Annotated in this window: 14 protein-coding genes; 13 read left to right on the forward strand and 1 reads right to left on the reverse strand. The window is 58.1% G+C overall.

The annotated features are described in order from the left end of the window. The first annotated feature begins 111 nt into the window (after window positions 1–111). Genes rpoZ through RYC17_RS20440 form a run of 4 tightly spaced genes read left to right on the forward strand, consistent with a single transcriptional unit; the run spans window position 112 to window position 3738 of the window. Window positions 112–375 carry a DNA-directed RNA polymerase subunit omega gene (rpoZ, locus tag RYC17_RS20425; protein WP_002551500.1) on the forward strand — a complete coding sequence of 88 codons (264 nt, stop codon included), beginning with the start codon at window positions 112–114 and terminating at the stop codon, window positions 373–375. A gap of 60 nt (window positions 376–435) precedes the next feature. Further along, on the forward strand, window positions 436–2541 hold the full coding sequence (gene spoT / locus RYC17_RS20430) for a bifunctional GTP diphosphokinase/guanosine-3',5'-bis pyrophosphate 3'-pyrophosphohydrolase (protein ID WP_002551499.1): 2106 nt from the start codon (window positions 436–438) through the stop codon (window positions 2539–2541). A gap of 24 nt (window positions 2542–2565) precedes the next feature. Further along, a complete protein-coding gene (locus RYC17_RS20435) occupies window positions 2566–2946 on the forward strand; it encodes a RidA family protein (RefSeq protein WP_044319282.1) in 381 nt (126 codons plus the stop codon). A 54-nt stretch (window positions 2947–3000) separates the two neighbouring features. After that, a complete protein-coding gene (locus RYC17_RS20440; RefSeq protein WP_057402761.1) occupies window positions 3001–3738 on the forward strand; it encodes a hypothetical protein in 738 nt (245 codons plus the stop codon). Window positions 3739–3789: 51 nt separating this feature from the next. Here RYC17_RS20440 and RYC17_RS20445 read toward each other — a convergent pair whose 3' ends face one another. Beyond that, window positions 3790–4635, reverse strand: a complete 846-nt coding sequence (locus RYC17_RS20445; protein WP_219170749.1) for an SDR family oxidoreductase — start codon at window positions 4633–4635, stop codon at window positions 3790–3792. 272 nt (window positions 4636–4907) lie between these two features. On the opposite strand from RYC17_RS20445, the gene RYC17_RS20450 reads away from it, so the two are divergent. From RYC17_RS20450 to RYC17_RS20490, 9 genes are all read left to right on the forward strand, one after another. Beyond that, window positions 4908–5348 (forward strand): hypothetical protein, encoded by a 441-nt coding sequence (locus RYC17_RS20450; protein ID WP_058409287.1) that lies wholly within the window; start codon window positions 4908–4910, stop codon window positions 5346–5348. A gap of 471 nt (window positions 5349–5819) precedes the next feature. Then, the gene (gene exbB, locus RYC17_RS20455) at window positions 5820–6773 is read left to right on the forward strand and encodes a tonB-system energizer ExbB (protein WP_010192284.1); all 954 of its coding nucleotides are present in this window, start codon (window positions 5820–5822) and stop codon (window positions 6771–6773) included. 3 nt (window positions 6774–6776) lie between these two features. Beyond that, window positions 6777–7202 (forward strand): TonB system transport protein ExbD, encoded by a 426-nt coding sequence (gene exbD / locus RYC17_RS20460; RefSeq protein ID WP_002551495.1) that lies wholly within the window; start codon window positions 6777–6779, stop codon window positions 7200–7202. Beyond that, window positions 7199–7945 carry an energy transducer TonB gene (locus tag RYC17_RS20465; RefSeq protein ID WP_316904251.1) on the forward strand — a complete coding sequence of 249 codons (747 nt, stop codon included), beginning with the start codon at window positions 7199–7201 and terminating at the stop codon, window positions 7943–7945. Before exbD ends, RYC17_RS20465 begins: the two co-directional genes overlap by 4 nt. 92 nt (window positions 7946–8037) lie before the next feature. Then, entirely contained in the window at window positions 8038–8961 is a 924-nt protein-coding gene (locus tag RYC17_RS20470) for a hydrogen peroxide-inducible genes activator (RefSeq protein ID WP_219170747.1), read from the forward strand. 11 nt (window positions 8962–8972) lie between these two features. Then, a complete protein-coding gene (gene recG / locus RYC17_RS20475) occupies window positions 8973–11048 on the forward strand; it encodes an ATP-dependent DNA helicase RecG (protein ID WP_219170746.1) in 2076 nt (691 codons plus the stop codon). A gap of 86 nt (window positions 11049–11134) precedes the next feature. After that, window positions 11135–12532, forward strand: a complete 1398-nt coding sequence (locus tag RYC17_RS20480; RefSeq protein WP_044324611.1) for an aminoacyl-tRNA deacylase and HDOD domain-containing protein — start codon at window positions 11135–11137, stop codon at window positions 12530–12532. A 423-nt stretch (window positions 12533–12955) separates the two neighbouring features. Next, entirely contained in the window at window positions 12956–14263 is a 1308-nt protein-coding gene (locus RYC17_RS20485) for a CitMHS family transporter (protein WP_057402756.1), read from the forward strand. 677 nt (window positions 14264–14940) lie between these two features. Then, window positions 14941–16104, forward strand: coding sequence for an acetyl-CoA carboxylase biotin carboxylase subunit family protein (locus RYC17_RS20490; protein ID WP_122281521.1), 1164 nt, complete (start codon window positions 14941–14943; stop codon window positions 16102–16104). The last annotated feature ends 15 nt before the right edge of the window (window positions 16105–16119 follow it).

Raw genomic sequence — 16119 nt, forward strand, 5'->3', positions numbered from 1 at the left:
GCATGCCGTTGGTGGCTTGCCGCTTGATGCCTGGTGCTGTCCGCTTGTAAACTATCGAGTCCGCTCGCCCATCCGGGCATCGCGCATCCGCATTTGCTACGAGGAATACCCATGGCCCGCGTAACCGTTGAAGACTGCCTAGAACACGTGGATAACCGCTTTGAGCTGGTCATGCTCTCTACCAAGCGTGCCCGTCAACTGGCAACCGGCGGCAAAGAACCAAAGCTGGCCTGGGAAAATGACAAGCCTACCGTTATGGCACTGCGTGAAATCGCGGCTGGCCTGATGGATTACGCTGTAATCGCAGAAGCCGAAATCGTTGAAGATGAACCATTGTTCGCAGCGTTCGAGGACGAGTCCAACGAGGCCGTCTAAGCCTATGCCAGGTCGACGTAGTACGGCGCAGGGTAAAAGCCATTGGCAAGGGGTAGCGCCTTGCCGAGCATAGACGCCCTCGCCGAAAGACTGTCGGCCTACCTCGGCAAGGACCAGGTCAACCTGGTTCGCCGAGCGTATTACTATGCCGAACAAGCCCACGATGGCCAGCGCCGTCGCAGTGGTGAAGCCTACGTTACGCACCCTCTTGCGGTAGCGAATATTCTTGCCGACATGCACATGGACCATCAGAGCCTGATGGCTGCGATGCTGCATGACGTCATCGAAGACACCGGGATTGCCAAGGAAGCGCTCAGCGCCCAATTTGGCGAAACCGTCGCCGAACTGGTCGACGGGGTCAGCAAACTGACCCAGATGAATTTCGAGACCAAGGCCGAAGCCCAGGCAGAAAACTTCCAGAAAATGGCCATGGCCATGGCGCGCGACATTCGCGTGATCCTGGTCAAGCTCGCCGATCGCCTGCATAACATGCGCACGCTGGAAGTGCTGTCGGGCGAAAAGCGTCGGCGCATCGCCAAGGAAACCCTCGAAATCTACGCACCCATCGCCAATCGGCTGGGTATGCACAGTGTGCGCATCGAATTCGAGGACCTGGGTTTCAAGGCGATGTACCCGATGCGCTCCTCGCGAATCAACCAGGCGGTCAAGCGCGCCAGGGGCAATCGCAAGGAACTGGTCAACAAGATCGAAGAGTCCCTTAGTCATTGCCTGGCCGTTGACGGCATCGAAGGCGACGTGAGCGGGCGGCAGAAGCATCTTTATGGCATCTACAAGAAGATGCGCGGCAAGCGTCGCGCCTTCAACGAGATCATGGATGTCTACGCATTCCGCATCATCGTCGACAAGGTCGATACCTGTTATCGCGTCCTGGGCGCTGTACATAATTTGTACAAGCCGCTGCCCGGCCGCTTCAAGGACTACATCGCGATCCCCAAGGCCAACGGCTACCAGTCCCTGCATACGACGTTGTTCGGTATGCATGGCGTACCGATCGAAATCCAGATTCGCACCCGCGAAATGGAGGAGATGGCCAACAACGGGATCGCTGCACACTGGCTGTACAAATCCAGCGACGACGAGCAGCCCAAGGGCACTCACGCCCGTGCAAGGCAGTGGGTCAAGGGCGTGCTGGAAATGCAGCAGCGTGCGGGTAACTCTCTGGAGTTCATTGAAAGCGTCAAGATCGACCTGTTTCCGGACGAAGTTTACGTTTTCACGCCCAAAGGCCGGATCATGGAGCTGCCCAAAGGCTCCACGGCGGTGGATTTCGCCTACGCGGTACACACCGACGTCGGCAACAGCTGCATCGCCTGCCGGATCAACCGCCGACTGGCGCCGCTGTCCGAACCGCTGCAAAGCGGCTCGACCGTCGAGATTGTCAGCGCCCCAGGTGCACGTCCGAATCCGGCATGGCTGAACTTCGTCGTGACCGGCAAGGCGCGTACGCATATTCGCCACGCGCTCAAGCTGCAACGCCGCTCCGAGTCGATCAACCTCGGCGAGCGCCTGCTGAACAAGGTGCTCAACGGCTTCGAATGCAGTCTCGACAAGATCACTCAGGAACGCATTCAGCTGGTGCTCAACGAGTACCGGGTCGAAGTGCTGGAAGACCTGCTCGAAGACATCGGGCTGGGCAATCGCATGGCCTATGTCGTCGCTCGCCGCCTGCTGGGCGAGGGCGAGCAGTTGCCAAGCCCTGAAGGTCCGCTGGCGATTCGTGGTACCGAAGGCTTGGTGCTCAGCTACGCCAAATGCTGCACGCCAATCCCTGGCGACCCTATTGTCGGCCACCTGTCTGCAGGCAAGGGCATGGTTGTGCATCTGGATAACTGCCGCAACATCAGCGAAATCCGTCACAACCCGGAAAAATGCATCCAGTTGTCCTGGGCCAAGGATGTCACCGGCGAATTCAACGTCGAATTGCGTGTCGAACTCGAGCATCAGCGCGGCCTGATCGCTCTGCTGGCCAGCAGCGTCAACGCGGCCGACGGCAATATCGAAAAAATCAGTATGGACGAACGCGATGGTCGCATCAGCGTGGTCCAACTGGTGGTCAGCGTGCACGACCGTGTGCATCTGGCTCGTGTGATCAAGAAACTGCGCGCCCTGACCGGTGTCACACGCATCACCCGGATGCGCGCGTAGGCCATCCCATCATCAGGAGTTCTCATGACCAAGACTGTCATCACCAGCGATAAAGCCCCTGCGGCCATCGGCCCATACTCTCAGGCCATCAAAGCTGGCAATACCGTCTACATGTCCGGACAGATCCCGCTGGACCCGAACAGCATGGAGTTGGTCGAAGGCATCGAAGCGCAGATCACCCAGGTCTTCGAAAACCTGAAGTCTGTTGCCGAAGCGGCGGGCGGGTCCTTCAAGGACATCGTCAAACTGAACATCTTTCTGACCGACCTGGGCCACTTCGCCAAGGTCAACGAGATCATGGGCACCTATTTCACCCAGCCTTATCCGGCTCGCGCCGCCATCGGCGTTGCAGCATTGCCGCGTGGCGCCCAGGTTGAAATGGACGCGATTCTCGTCATCGAATAATCCCCCGACGGAGCGTGCCTTGCGCTCCGTTCTCCCTGAAGGAAGGAATCCGTTATGCGCTCCGCGCTCGCCATCTCGCTGCTCGCCGTCATTCTGGGCGGCTGCGCCAGCCACGCCGACCGCAATCCGGACGGCACCTGGATCAACCAGACCGCCATCGACGCCGCCGTCAAACAAGGCAACTTGCGTCAGGCACTGCTCGCCAACGGCCCCAATCTGGAGTGGAAAATAAACTCCAAAGCCAATCAGGCCATTTACTCCAACGGTTTCGAGCTGGGTGAAGGCAAGATCGTCAGCGCTGCCGAAGGCAAGCTGCACATCGACTTCTACGGCAACTTCTTCGAAGACCTGAGCGTGAAGGGTGATGAACTGGTTCAAGCGGCCAGCGAGTCAGGCCCTGAACAGCACTTCCAGAAGCCGGAAAACCCGGCACCGGAAGGCGCTCAGCCTGGCACCAGCTTCGAGAAAGCCTTGTATAGCGCCTACATGGGCGGCAAATGGACTGTCGTGGAAGGCGATGGCCAAGGCAGCACCGTGCAGTTCATGCCTGACGGCAGTGTGCAGGGGCTTCCCGAAAACGATCGCTACGCACTATGCCTGGCGGGCGATTGCGCAGCCATGAGCGGCGAATACGACAGTATGTGGCTGGAGAAAGCCGAAAAAGGCAACCCGTGGATCTTTGCCCGCAAAGGCAAGCAACTGGAGATATTCCAGGCTATGAACAATGCCGGTGCTGACCAGATGCCCGAGCTGCGTCCAGGCCCACGTCGCTGGTTGCTCGAACAGCAGTAAGCAACTCAAGCCTCGGGAGCGCCCTTCAAGGCGCTCCTGACTGCGACGTTTCTACCCCAACAAAGCCGCATAGCCAGCCCGATAATCCGGGTACATTGGCGTCCATCCCAGTGCGCGCGCCCTGGCATTGCTGCAACGCTTGCTGCCCACGCGCTGCACGCTGACCTCCTCCGACCATTCGCTCACCCCCAGATATTCACGTATCCACGCCACCACATCGGCCAGCGCAGCCGGATCGTCGTCAACGCCTAGATAGCAATTCTCCAGTGCCACACCTCGTTGATCCGCCTGAAGCAGATGCTCCAGCAAACTGGCGGCATCGTCGGCATGAATGCGATTGGCATAGACCGGAGGATCAACTCTGACACTGTGCCCCTGACGCACGCGGTTCGACAGATCACTGCGTCCGGGCCCGTAGATACCGGTCAGCCTCACCGCCGTGGCTGGCAGTCCGCTGTTCAGCGCTAGCTGCTCGGCTTCCAGCATCACAGTGCCGGTGTAGTTGGCCGGTTCGGTGACGGAGTCTTCATCAACCCACTCCCCATTCTGCTGACCGTAGACACCGCTGCTTGAGACGAAGATCAACCGCTTTGGACGCTGCCCGGTCTGCTCAAGCCAGCTCAATACATTGCGCAGCCCCTCGACATAAGCCATCCGGTAACCCGCTTCGTCACGCTGCGAAGGCGTCGCGCAATACACCACATAGTCCACCGCAGTGGGCCACAGGGCAGGCTTGCGGGTATCGAACAAGTCACCCGCCACACCGTGAACACCGGCAGGCAGCTCGGAAACAGTGCGCCGCAGCCCATGCACGGTCCAGCCGTGAGGCAGCAGGCGGGTCGCAAGTCGCGAACCAATGTCACCGCAGCCGGCGATTAGAAGCGAAGGGGCAGTCATTCGGTATCTCCAGAGAAGGCGGTTTCAGTGTCGTAAAAAAGCTCATCGAGACGCGACACTCGAAACAAAGCTGTAAACAGATGTAAGCGTCCAGCGCTACTCCCCTATGCGATCACGCTGGTGACTCGTCGTTCCCAAACCTGGGGTTTGAGCATTTTCGGACGACCCCGTGTTAAGCGCAAATCACGCGACTACAATGCGCGCCTTCAACGGGATTGGCGAAGATTCACATGCGATGGAAAGACATAAAAATAGGAGATCGGACATTCTCCATGGCGCACCTTCAGCCTTTTGACCTGACGTTCGACGTTGCGCTGCAGCAGGTCACCGTCAAGTTCGAATTCGGGTTGCACTGCTTTACAGATGACAAGGGCAATGGCCATCTCATTCATTACAGAGGGGAGCGCCGTTACTTTTGCAGCGAGCGCTACGATTGCAGCACCCAGTTGGTGGAGTACATCCAGAAACGCTTTTTTCAGGGGCTGGCTGTCCCGTTTTATACGGAAAACAGCCAAAGGTATTTTTGCCTCGACCTGCATGACTATGCGATTTTTTTCTCGATCAGCAAGCCACAAGGCACCACGAACCTTTTGAAGCTTCGCGTTATATCAGCGTATGAAGTCGCTACGTGGGGCCGGCCTACCCTGCCGAAAGGGAAGCCTCATAACGTTCGCTACATCCTTGAGATGCGCAACGCCGGAAAACCCGTATAGCGAAAAGCAAAAAGCCCCGTTGCCGAGGCAACAGGGCTTTTTGTGAATCTCAATATCGGCCTGTCCTTTTGCAGTTACCTGCTTATCCCGCTCACTGGCTGGGAGTGGCCTGAGCCACCGAAATCCACACCCCTTGTCACCAAGGTTCCGGTCTGTGTCGACCGCGTAATGTTAACGCTCGCATCGAATTTGATCAATCGATGCTTTCGCGGCCTTCAATCCCTTGCTTCTTTTCGTAACCGAGCCATTCGTGAGCGCAGCGTGCTTTACCTGCTGAGATGACAGTTCCAGCGCCGTAAAAATGCTCATCGATAGGCAACCGTTCGGGCGAATATGTAAAAAAGATACTGTATTACTTTTGTTAACAAGAACGATTTGCAATAATGGCGACCCATTTGTTCCCTGTGAGCGTCGAGAGCACTGAGCGACGCACTGGAACCATCCCCTATTTTTCTCTCAGGTCCGGCCAGCATGACACGCATTCAATCAATCGCTTCGCCTACCCGGATGCCTCGCCTGCCTCGTGCATGGCGCGGTGTCGCAGCCCTCGTCTTGAGCCTGATGTTCGTACCCATGGCCCTTGCAGATCAATCGGCACCGACTGCGGCCCCTGCAACCTCTGCCGCACCTGCGGCGACAGCTCCTGTCGCGCCTGATGCCGCTGCCCCGGTGCAGGCCATGGAGCCTGCAGCCGAAGACAACAGCCTGGGCATGGCCCATGACCTGTCGCCATGGGGCATGTACCAGAACGCCGATGTCGTGGTCAAAGCGGTCATGATCGGTCTGGCCATCGCATCGATCATTACGTGGACCATCTGGATCTCCAAGGGTTTCGAACTGCTGGGTGCCAAGCGCCGGTTGCGTGGTGAAATCGTCAACCTGAAAAAAGCCCGCTCCCTGAACGAAGCGAGCTCGACCGCCAGCAAGGAAGGCACCCTCGCCCACCTGCTGGTGCATGACGCTCTTGAAGAGATGCGCCTGTCGGCCAACAGCCGTGAGCGCGAAGGGATCAAGGAACGTGTCAGCTTCCGCCTCGAGCGCCTGGTCGCAGCCTGCGGCCGCAACATGAGCATGGGCACCGGCGTACTGGCGACCATCGGCTCTACCGCACCGTTCGTGGGTTTGTTCGGTACGGTATGGGGCATCATGAACAGCTTCATCGGTATCGCCAAGACCCAGACCACCAACCTCGCTGTCGTGGCACCGGGTATCGCCGAGGCCCTGCTGGCCACGGCACTGGGTCTGGTTGCCGCAATTCCTGCGGTAGTGATCTACAACGTGTTCGCCCGCTCCATCGCCGGTTACAAGGCTCAGGTTTCAGATGCTTCGGCGCACGTTCTGCTGCTGGTCAGCCGCGACCTGGATCATCTGCCAGAACCGACCGAGCGCAATCAACAACAACCGCACATGGTCAAGGTGGGCTAACACGTGGGCCTGCATCTTAACGAAGGCGGCGATGACCTCGCCGAGAACCATGAAATCAACGTGACGCCGTTCATCGACGTCATGCTGGTGCTGCTGATCATCTTCATGGTGGCTGCACCGTTGGCGACCGTGGACATCAAGGTCGACCTGCCGGCATCCACTGCCACGCCACAGCCCAGGCCCGAGAAGCCGATCTTCCTCAGCGTCAAGACCGACAAGAGCCTGTATCTGGGTGAAGAGAAGGTTGCCCGCGAGCAGATCGGTCAGGTGCTGGACGCCCGGACCAAGGGCAAGAAGGACACCACGATCTTCTTCCAGGCCGACAAGGGCGTGGATTACGGCGATCTGATGGAAGTCATGAACACGCTTAGGGGTGCGGGTTACCTCAAGGTTGGTCTGGTGGGTCTTGAGACGGCTGGTAAGAAATGATCAGTACGCGCCAAAAACTGACGCGCTATAGCGGTAGTCTGTTGTTGGTGCTGGCCGTGCACGCTATCGCGATCATCATCGCCGTTCGCTGGCCCGCCTCTCAGGCGATTGAGCTAACGCCAGCGGCCATGATGGTCGAGCTTGCGCCTCTGCCTGAGCCCGCACCGCCGCCACCACCAAAAGTCGTTCAGCCACCTCCGCCGCCAGCCCCTGAAGAACCAGAGCCCATGCCGGAAATCGCGCAAGCGCCGAAGCCGGAAATCGTGGTGCCCAAAAAGGTTGAAAAGCCCAAGCCAAAACCGCAGCCGCCAAAGCCGCAGAAGAAGCCTGAGCCACCTCAGGAAAAACCTGCTGACGAAAAACCGGTCGACACGCCGCCTACGACTGCCAAACCGGAAAAAGCAGCTGCTCCGAAGCCCGCTCCTGCGCCTGCGCCGCCCAGCAATGCGCTGCCAAGCTGGCAGGGTGACCTGTTAAGTCATCTGGGCAAGTACAAGAAGTATCCCGAGGATGCGCGTCGTCGTGGCATGCAGGGTGTTGCACGCCTGCGCTTCGTTGTCGATGCTGACGGCAACGTGCTGTCTTACTCGATTGCCAATAGTTCAGGCAGCCCGGCGCTGGATCGAGCGACCATGGAAATGATCCGTCGCGCTCAGCCACTGCCCAAGCCGCCCAAGGAAATCCTCAACAACGGCACCATTGAAATCCTCGCACCGTTCGTTTATTCACTGGATAAACGCTGAATTGTACTTTTGTTACTTGTGAGTGCTTCTGATAACGTGCGTCTATCGATCGCACCCGCTATGCTGGGGTCGCAACTTCATGGACGCACGTTATGACTCTTACAGAATTACGCTACATCGTCACGCTTGCCCAGGAGCAGCACTTTGGCCATGCGGCTGAGCGCTGCCACGTCAGCCAGCCAACGCTGTCGGTGGGCGTCAAGAAACTAGAAGACGAACTCGGTGTGCTCATTTTCGAGCGCAGCAAGAGCGCCGTGCGCCTGACACCGGTCGGTGAAGGCATCGTTGCGCAAGCGCAGAAAGTGCTGGAGCAGGCTCAAGGTATTCGTGAGCTGGCCCAGGCAGGCAAGAATCAGCTGACCGCGCCGCTGAAAGTCGGCGCTATTTATACCGTCGGCCCTTACCTGTTCCCTCACCTGATTCCACAACTGCACCGGGTTGCTCCGCAGATGCCGTTGTATATCGAAGAAAACTTCACGCATGTGCTGCGCGACAAGCTGCGCAACGGTGAGCTGGATGCCGTCATCATCGCCTTGCCGTTCAACGAAGCCGACGTGCTGACCCTGCCGCTTTACGACGAGCCGTTCTCCGTTCTGATGCCGGCCGATCACCCCTGGACTCAGAAAGAGACCATCGACGCCTCGGCACTCAACGACAAGAGCCTGTTACTGCTGGGCGAAGGTCACTGCTTCCGTGATCAGGTTCTGGAAGCCTGCCCTACTCTGGGCAAAGGCAATGAAGGCGCCAAGCACACGACTGTGGAATCCAGCTCGCTGGAAACCATTCGGCACATGGTCGCTTCCGGGCTGGGTATTTCGATCCTGCCGCTTTCGGCCGTCGACAGTCACCACTACGCGCCCGGCGTGATCGAAGTCCGCCCGCTGACGCCGCCTGTGCCTTTCCGCACGGTCGCCATCGCCTGGCGCGCAAGCTTTCCGAGACCCAAAGCCATCGAAATTCTCGCTGACTCTGCACGCCTGTGCTCGGTGGCACGTCCGAAACCAGTCGCGAGCTAGGCAGAAAAGAAATGAGCGAGCTTTCCAGGGTCTCGGTCACGGCGCTCAAAGGCGTCGGTGAAGCGATGGCAGAAAAGCTGGCCAGGGTCGGGCTGGAAACCCTACAGGACGTGCTGTTCCATCTGCCGCTGCGTTACCAGGACCGGACCCGCGTAGTACCGATTGGTGCATTGCGCCCCGGCCAGGATGCCGTGATCGAAGGCGTGGTCAGCGGTGCCGATGTGGTAATGGGCAAGCGCCGCAGCTTGCTGGTAAGGCTTGGCGACGGCACAGGTGTCGTCAGCCTGCGCTTCTACCACTTCAGCAACGCTCAGAAAGAAAGCATGAAGCGTGGCACGCATCTTCGCTGCTTCGGCGAAGCGCGTCCCGGTGCTTCCGGCCTGGAAATCTATCATCCGGAATATCGGGCGATTACCGGTGATGAGCCCGCGCCCGTCGAACAGACCCTCACGCCGATCTATCCCACGACCGAAGGCCTCACCCAGCAGCGCCTGCGTCAGTTGTGTCAGCAAAGCCTGGCGATGCTCGGCCCCCAAAGCCTGCCGGACTGGCTGCCGGATGAGCTGGCCCGCGACTATCAACTGGCCCCGCTGGATGATGCGATCCGCTATCTGCATCACCCGCCCGCCGATGCCGATGTGGAGGAACTGGCCCTCGGGCATCACTGGGCGCAACACCGGCTGGCTTTCGAGGAACTGCTTACCCACCAGCTTTCCCAGCAGCGTCTGCGCGAAAGTCTGCGCTCACAGCGCGCACCGGCGTTGCCTGTTGCGAAAAAACTGCCGAAACAATTTCTCGCCAACCTTGGCTTCGCGCCCACGGGTGCCCAGCAGCGGGTCGGCAAGGAAGTCGCCTATGACCTGAGCCAGCCTGAGCCGATGCTGCGGTTGATCCAGGGTGACGTCGGTTCGGGCAAGACCGTGGTCGCCGCGCTGGCTGCCTTGCAGGCGCTGGAAGCGGGTTATCAAGTGGCGCTGATGGCCCCCACCGAAATTCTCGCCGAGCAGCACTACATCAATTTCCAGCGCTGGCTTGAGCCGCTGGGCGTGGGCGTGGCCTGGCTGGCGGGCAAGCTCAAGGGCAAGGCGCGTGTCGCGTCTTTGGAGCAGATCGCCAGTGGCACGCCCATGGTGGTGGGCACCCATGCGCTGTTTCAGGACGAAGTGCAGTTCAAGAACCTCGCGCTGGTGATCATCGACGAGCAGCACCGGTTCGGTGTTCAGCAACGTCTGGCGCTGCGCAAAAAGGGCGTCGGCGGCCTGATGTGTCCGCATCAATTGATCATGACCGCCACACCGATTCCACGCACGCTGGCGATGAGCGCCTACGCCGATCTGGACACGTCGATTCTGGACGAACTGCCGCCCGGGCGGACGCCGGTCAATACCGTGCTGGTTGCCGACAGCCGCCGCCTGGAAGTCGTGGAGCGTGTACGCGCTGCTTGCGCCGAGGGTCGCCAGGCCTATTGGGTATGCACGCTGATCGAAGAATCCGAAGAACTGACGTGCAAAGCCGCTGAAACCACCTACGAAGAACTGAGCAGTGCCTTGGGTGAGGTTCGCGTCGGGTTGATACACGGACGCATGAAGCCCGCAGAAAAGGCCGCGATCATGGCCGAATTCAAGCAGGGTGCGCTGCAATTGCTGGTGGCAACCACAGTAATCGAAGTTGGGGTCGACGTGCCGAACTCCAGCCTGATGATCATCGAAAACCCCGAGCGCCTCGGTCTGGCTCAATTGCACCAGTTGCGCGGGCGCGTCGGGCGCGGCAGTGCGGTCAGCCATTGTGTGCTGCTCTACCACCCGCCGCTTTCACAGATCGGACGGCAGCGGCTGGGCATCATGCGCGAAACCAACGATGGCTTTGTCATCGCCGAAAAGGACCTTGAACTGCGTGGTCCCGGTGAAATGCTGGGAACCCGACAAACGGGCCTTCTGCAATTCAAGGTCGCCGACCTTATGCGTGACGCAGACCTGCTACCGGCCGTACGCGACGCGGCTCAGGCCCTGTTGGAGCGTTGGCCCCAACATGTCAGCCCACTGCTCGACAGATGGCTGCGTCATGGCCAGCAGTATGGCCAGGTGTGATGCAGGCTACGCTTTGAACACCACGTGCGACCGAAAACGAATAACGTGGTTATACTTCAAAAAATGTAGGAATTTGGACATAGCTCATGACAGAAGTCGCCCACGTCAATGATCCGCAGCATGCGCCGTCGGTAATCCGGCAGTTGCTTGAAAAATTGGCTATCAGCTACAACGAAGTCATGGACGACAAAAGCTTGCCCCCGGCGCGCAAGGTTCAGGCTGTGCTGGTCGAGGACGCTGTCGGTGCGCTGCTTATCCTGTTCCCGCAGAGCCAGTTGCTCGACCTCAGCCGAATCACCGAGCTGACCGGGCGCCAGCTGACCGCTGTGCCGCATGATCGCTTGCAGCGCATGCTCACCAAGCACAACCTGCAAGTGCTGCCGGGGCTCCCGGCACTGACCAGTTCACCGTGCCTTTACGATGATCGCCTGCTGCAAGAGCCAACACTGCTGGTGGGCTCGGGTGAAAAGGGCCTGTTGCTGGAAATCAGCAGTGACGACTTCAAAGGCATGCTGAGCAAGGCCAGTGCCGCGCACTTCGGCCAGTCGGTCGCAGCCATTCGTCCGAACCTGGATCGTCCTGACGACGATCCGGCAGAAATCACCCAGGCCATGCACGTTTTCACGGCGCGTCGTATCCAGCAGCGTCTGGAAGCGACCCTGGAAATACCACCGCTGGCCGGAACTGCACAGAAAATCATCAAGCTGCGCGTCGACCCCGATGCGACCATCGATGACATCACCGGCGTAGTCGAAACCGACCCTGCGCTGGCGGCACAGGTCGTGAGCTGGGCGGCATCGCCCTATTACGCGTCCACCGGCAAGATCCGCTCGGTAGAAGATGCAATCGTCCGCGTGCTGGGCTTTGATCTGGTGATCAACCTGGCACTGGGCCTCGCGCTGGGCAAAACCCTGAGTCTGCCCAAGGACCAGCCGCAACAGACCACGCCGTATTGGCAGCAATCGATCTACACTGCTGCGGTGATCGAAGGCCTGACCCGCGCCATTCCCCGCGCCAGTCGCCCGGAAGCTGGCCTGAGCTACCTCGCCGGTTTGCTGCACAACTTCGGCTACCTGCTGCTGGCCCACGTATTTCCGCCACACTTCACCCTGATTTGCCGCCAGCTGGAAGTTAACCCGCATCTGCACCACAGCTTTATTGAGCAGCATTTGCTGGGTATCAGCCGCGAGCAGATCGGTGCCTGGCTGATGCGCTACTGGGACATGCCCGATGAGCTCGCCATCGCGCTGCGCTTCCAGCACGACCCCCACTACAAGGGCGAACATCACGTCTACGCCAACCTGGTTTATCTGGCCGTACGCCTGTTGCGGGTGAACGGCATCGGTGCCGGGCCAGAGCAGGAGATTCCTGACGAGTTGTTCGAACGCCTGGGCCTGTCCCGCGAAAAAGCCAACGAGTCAGTGAAAAAAGTGCTGGAGGCCGAGGTGCTTCTGCGCGAACTGGCTTCGCAGTTCAGCAAGTAATCAGTCGGCACAATTAATCTGTCGGTAATAGTGCCGACAGATTTGATGCCGGCGCTCAATTCTCAGCCTCATCCCCCAACAGGTGGTTGCCCAGGCGCAGCCAGCTAAGCCACCTGTATCTCGCCCATCCGTGCTTCTCCGTTTATGCGCCACAACCCTTTTGACAATAAATCTCCACAATAGCTGATTGAAAGGTCGGTGAAAGCTTGGCCAATTAGCATCGCCTCACTTCCGGCAAAAAGACCGGCTAGCCAGGAACGGATTCCAACGTGTTTCAGGCCCAATTAACAACAATAATGGTGATTCCGATGCTTGCTGACTTCTCGTTCCATACCCTCCTTGCGCCTCCACTCCACGTACCGATCTGCTGAGCTGACTCGTTCATTTCACGTTCTGTAGCCGTATGACGTCTGGAGTATTCCCATGCTGACTTTCCTTGGCTTTGCCATGGTTATTGCGTTCATGTACCTGATCATGAGCAAGCGCCTCACTGCGCTGATCGCCCTGATCCTGGTTCCGATCATCTTCGCCCTGTTCGGTGGCTTCGCAGCCCAGATCGGCCCGATGATGCTGGCGGGTATCACCAAGCTGGCGCCAACCGGCGTGATGCTGATGTTCGCCATCCTTTATTTTGCCCTGATGATCGACTCCGGCCTGTTCGACCCGGCCGTGCGCAAGATCCTGAAAATGGTCAAGGGCGACCCGATGCGCATTTCGGTCGGCACCGCCGTGCTGGCGCTGGTGGTGTCCCTCGACGGTGACGGCGCGACCACCTACATGATCTGCGTCGCCGCCATGCTGCCGCTGTACAGCCGCGTCGGCATGAGCCCGCGCATCATGGCCGGCCTGATCATTCTGGCGGGTGGCGTGATGAACATGACCCCGTGGGGTGGCCCGACCGCTCGTGCGGCCAGTGCCCTGCATGTCGATGCATCCGACATTTTCGTACCGATGATCCCGGCAATGCTGGCTGGCGTGGTTGCGATCCTGGCAATTGCCTACTTCTACGGCAAACGCGAACGCGCTCGTCTGGGTGAACTGCAACTTAAGGGTGATGAAGTCGATCACAGCGAAATCAGCGTCTCGCAGTTCCCGGATGCACGTCGTCCAAAGCTGATCTGGTTTAACGGCGCGCTGACCTTCGCACTGATGGTCGCCCTGATCATGGGCCTGCTGCCGCTGCCGGTACTGTTCATGATCGCGTTCAGTATCGCGATGATCATCAACTACCCGAACCTGCAGGACCAGAAGGACCGCGTATCAGCCCACGCAGGTAGCGTTCTGGCAGTGGTCGGCCTGATCTTCGCCGCAGGTATCTTCACCGGTATTCTGTCTGGTACCGGCATGGTCGACGCCATGTCGAAAAGCCTGCTGGCAGTGATCCCGGATGCGCTCGGCCCGTACCTCGCCGTCATCACCGCGCTGGTGAGCATGCCGTTCACCTTCTTCATGTCCAACGACGCGTTCTACTACGGCGTACTGCCAGTGCTGTCCGAAGCCGCTGCCCACTACGGCATCAGCCCGGTTGAAATGGCCCGCGCCTCCATCGTCGGTCAGCCGGTCCACTTGCTCAGTCCTCTTGTGCCATCGACCTACCTGCTGGTTGCCCTGGCCGGTATCGAGTTCGGCGACCATCAGCGCTTCACCCTGAAATGGGCGATTCTGGTCTGCATGTGCATCCTGGTTGCCGCGCTGCTGATGGGGATCTTTCCGTTCTATAGCAGCATGTAAAACGCAGTACCTGTCACAAAGGCTCGCCGTCGACTTGATCGTTGACGGCGAGTTTTTGCGTTTGGGCGGTCAATTGGTCGAAGGGCGATACTGCAACGCCTCGGCCAGATGGCTGATCTCGCGGTTGATTCTGATTACACTTCTGACGGGTGTAAAAGGCCCGCCGAGGATCGCAGGCCCGGCGCATCGATTGTCATTAGCCCATTTCTATACTTGCCGAGGGATAGCCCATTCAGTTGGCAGACAGCGTTGACATTCAAACTAAACAATGAAACCATAGATGGCGCGTATGGAAAGCGCAAATAATTATAAATATCTAAAGGAATAGCATGCTTTATACCCTGCGTTCTCATTTGCACTCCCCTCAATTCAAGTGGCCCTCGAAAGTATCTCGTATACTGTCGGGCTCTGTGCGTCTCTCTTTCAACGATTATTATCATTCCGCCACCGGGGCGAGTTGATTTTCGACTGACTGAAATCTACTCACTATACAAACTCTCTACCGCATAGCGTTCTGCTATTTGTACGGTCGTGCACGCTACGTTTCTGTCGCAGAAACGTACGGCAACCGGTATTGGAAAAATATCAATACCGCCGCGTATAAACCACGGCAGAGGCCCAATGCGTTATTCCCTATGCGTTCATTTATTGGTCGGTTCGACCATGAAAGGTAGTGTATGAAGACTGTCGTAATGATCGGTGGCCATGATGAAACTTTTATGCATTATGATGGCTTGGGTTTTGATTTTACCGTGCTGCAATTGCCGGACTCGGTAGGTCCTAACCTCACCGCACTCACAGACAAAATTCATCTTGTCAGCGATTTCTCCGAAGCCACCGTACTCGGCAAAATCGATGAAATCCTTAAAAAGCAGACAGTCGATTTCATTTTTTCGTTCACCGAAGACGGACTGCTGGCAGCGGCACGAGCGAGCCAGCATTATGCTATTCCCGGCATGGACTTTGACGCATGCGAAGTCTGCATAAACAAGGCGCTGATGCGCACCAGGCTGGAAAATACAGAGTTTGCGGTCCATAGCGCAATCTGCAGAACACGCGCTGACGTTGAGCATTTTTTCAATTCCCGCAATGGCCCGATTGTCCTGAAAGACCCCAAAGGCTCCGGGAGCGAAAACGTATTCATCATCAAAGATGCCACGTCTTTGCAGAGCATGCTGGAGGGGTTTTCTCAGGAAAATTTCGTTATGTTGGCGGAGGAGTTTCTGAACGGTCGAGAGGTCAGTGTCGAAACGTTGACCATCGACTCACAACATCGTGTTCTTGCCGTCACCAACAAGCGACTGTACAAGACCTCCCTGGCGGAAGAGCAGCACATCATCTCGCCAGATAATCTGGAGGCCGCGGTGTTCGAGCAGTTAGCTGGCTATTGCGAGCGGTTGTTGACTGCCCTCAATCATACACACGGCCCCTGCCATATTGAGGTGACCATCGCGGATGGACAGTTTCATCTCATAGAGGTCAATAACCGGGTCGGCGGCGATTATATTGGCTTGCTGGTTGAACTGACTACAGGCGTTGACCTGTTCAGGGAGACTTTGCAGTTCCATAGCTGTGCGGTGGATAAAAACAGTTTCGAACAGCCGGCCCGTTACACGTTCGCGGGCTCTCATCTTTTTTATGAGCCGCTGGACACTGCACTTCTTAATGATGTTTTACAGGAAGTGGATATCATCAGGTTGATCATGGGCGAAGCCAATCCGCCATTGAACAGATCGCACACCAATGATGACAAGGTCGGCATGGTGGTCATCGCTAGTCATGACCGGGAAAAGTTCTACGCCGCCATCGAACGTCTCAACACACTGAGTTCCGCCAACTAAGTTTATTACGCAAAG

This window comes from Pseudomonas syringae group sp. J248-6, assembly GCF_032586995.1.
GTDB lineage: Bacteria > Pseudomonadota > Gammaproteobacteria > Pseudomonadales > Pseudomonadaceae > Aquipseudomonas > Aquipseudomonas amygdali.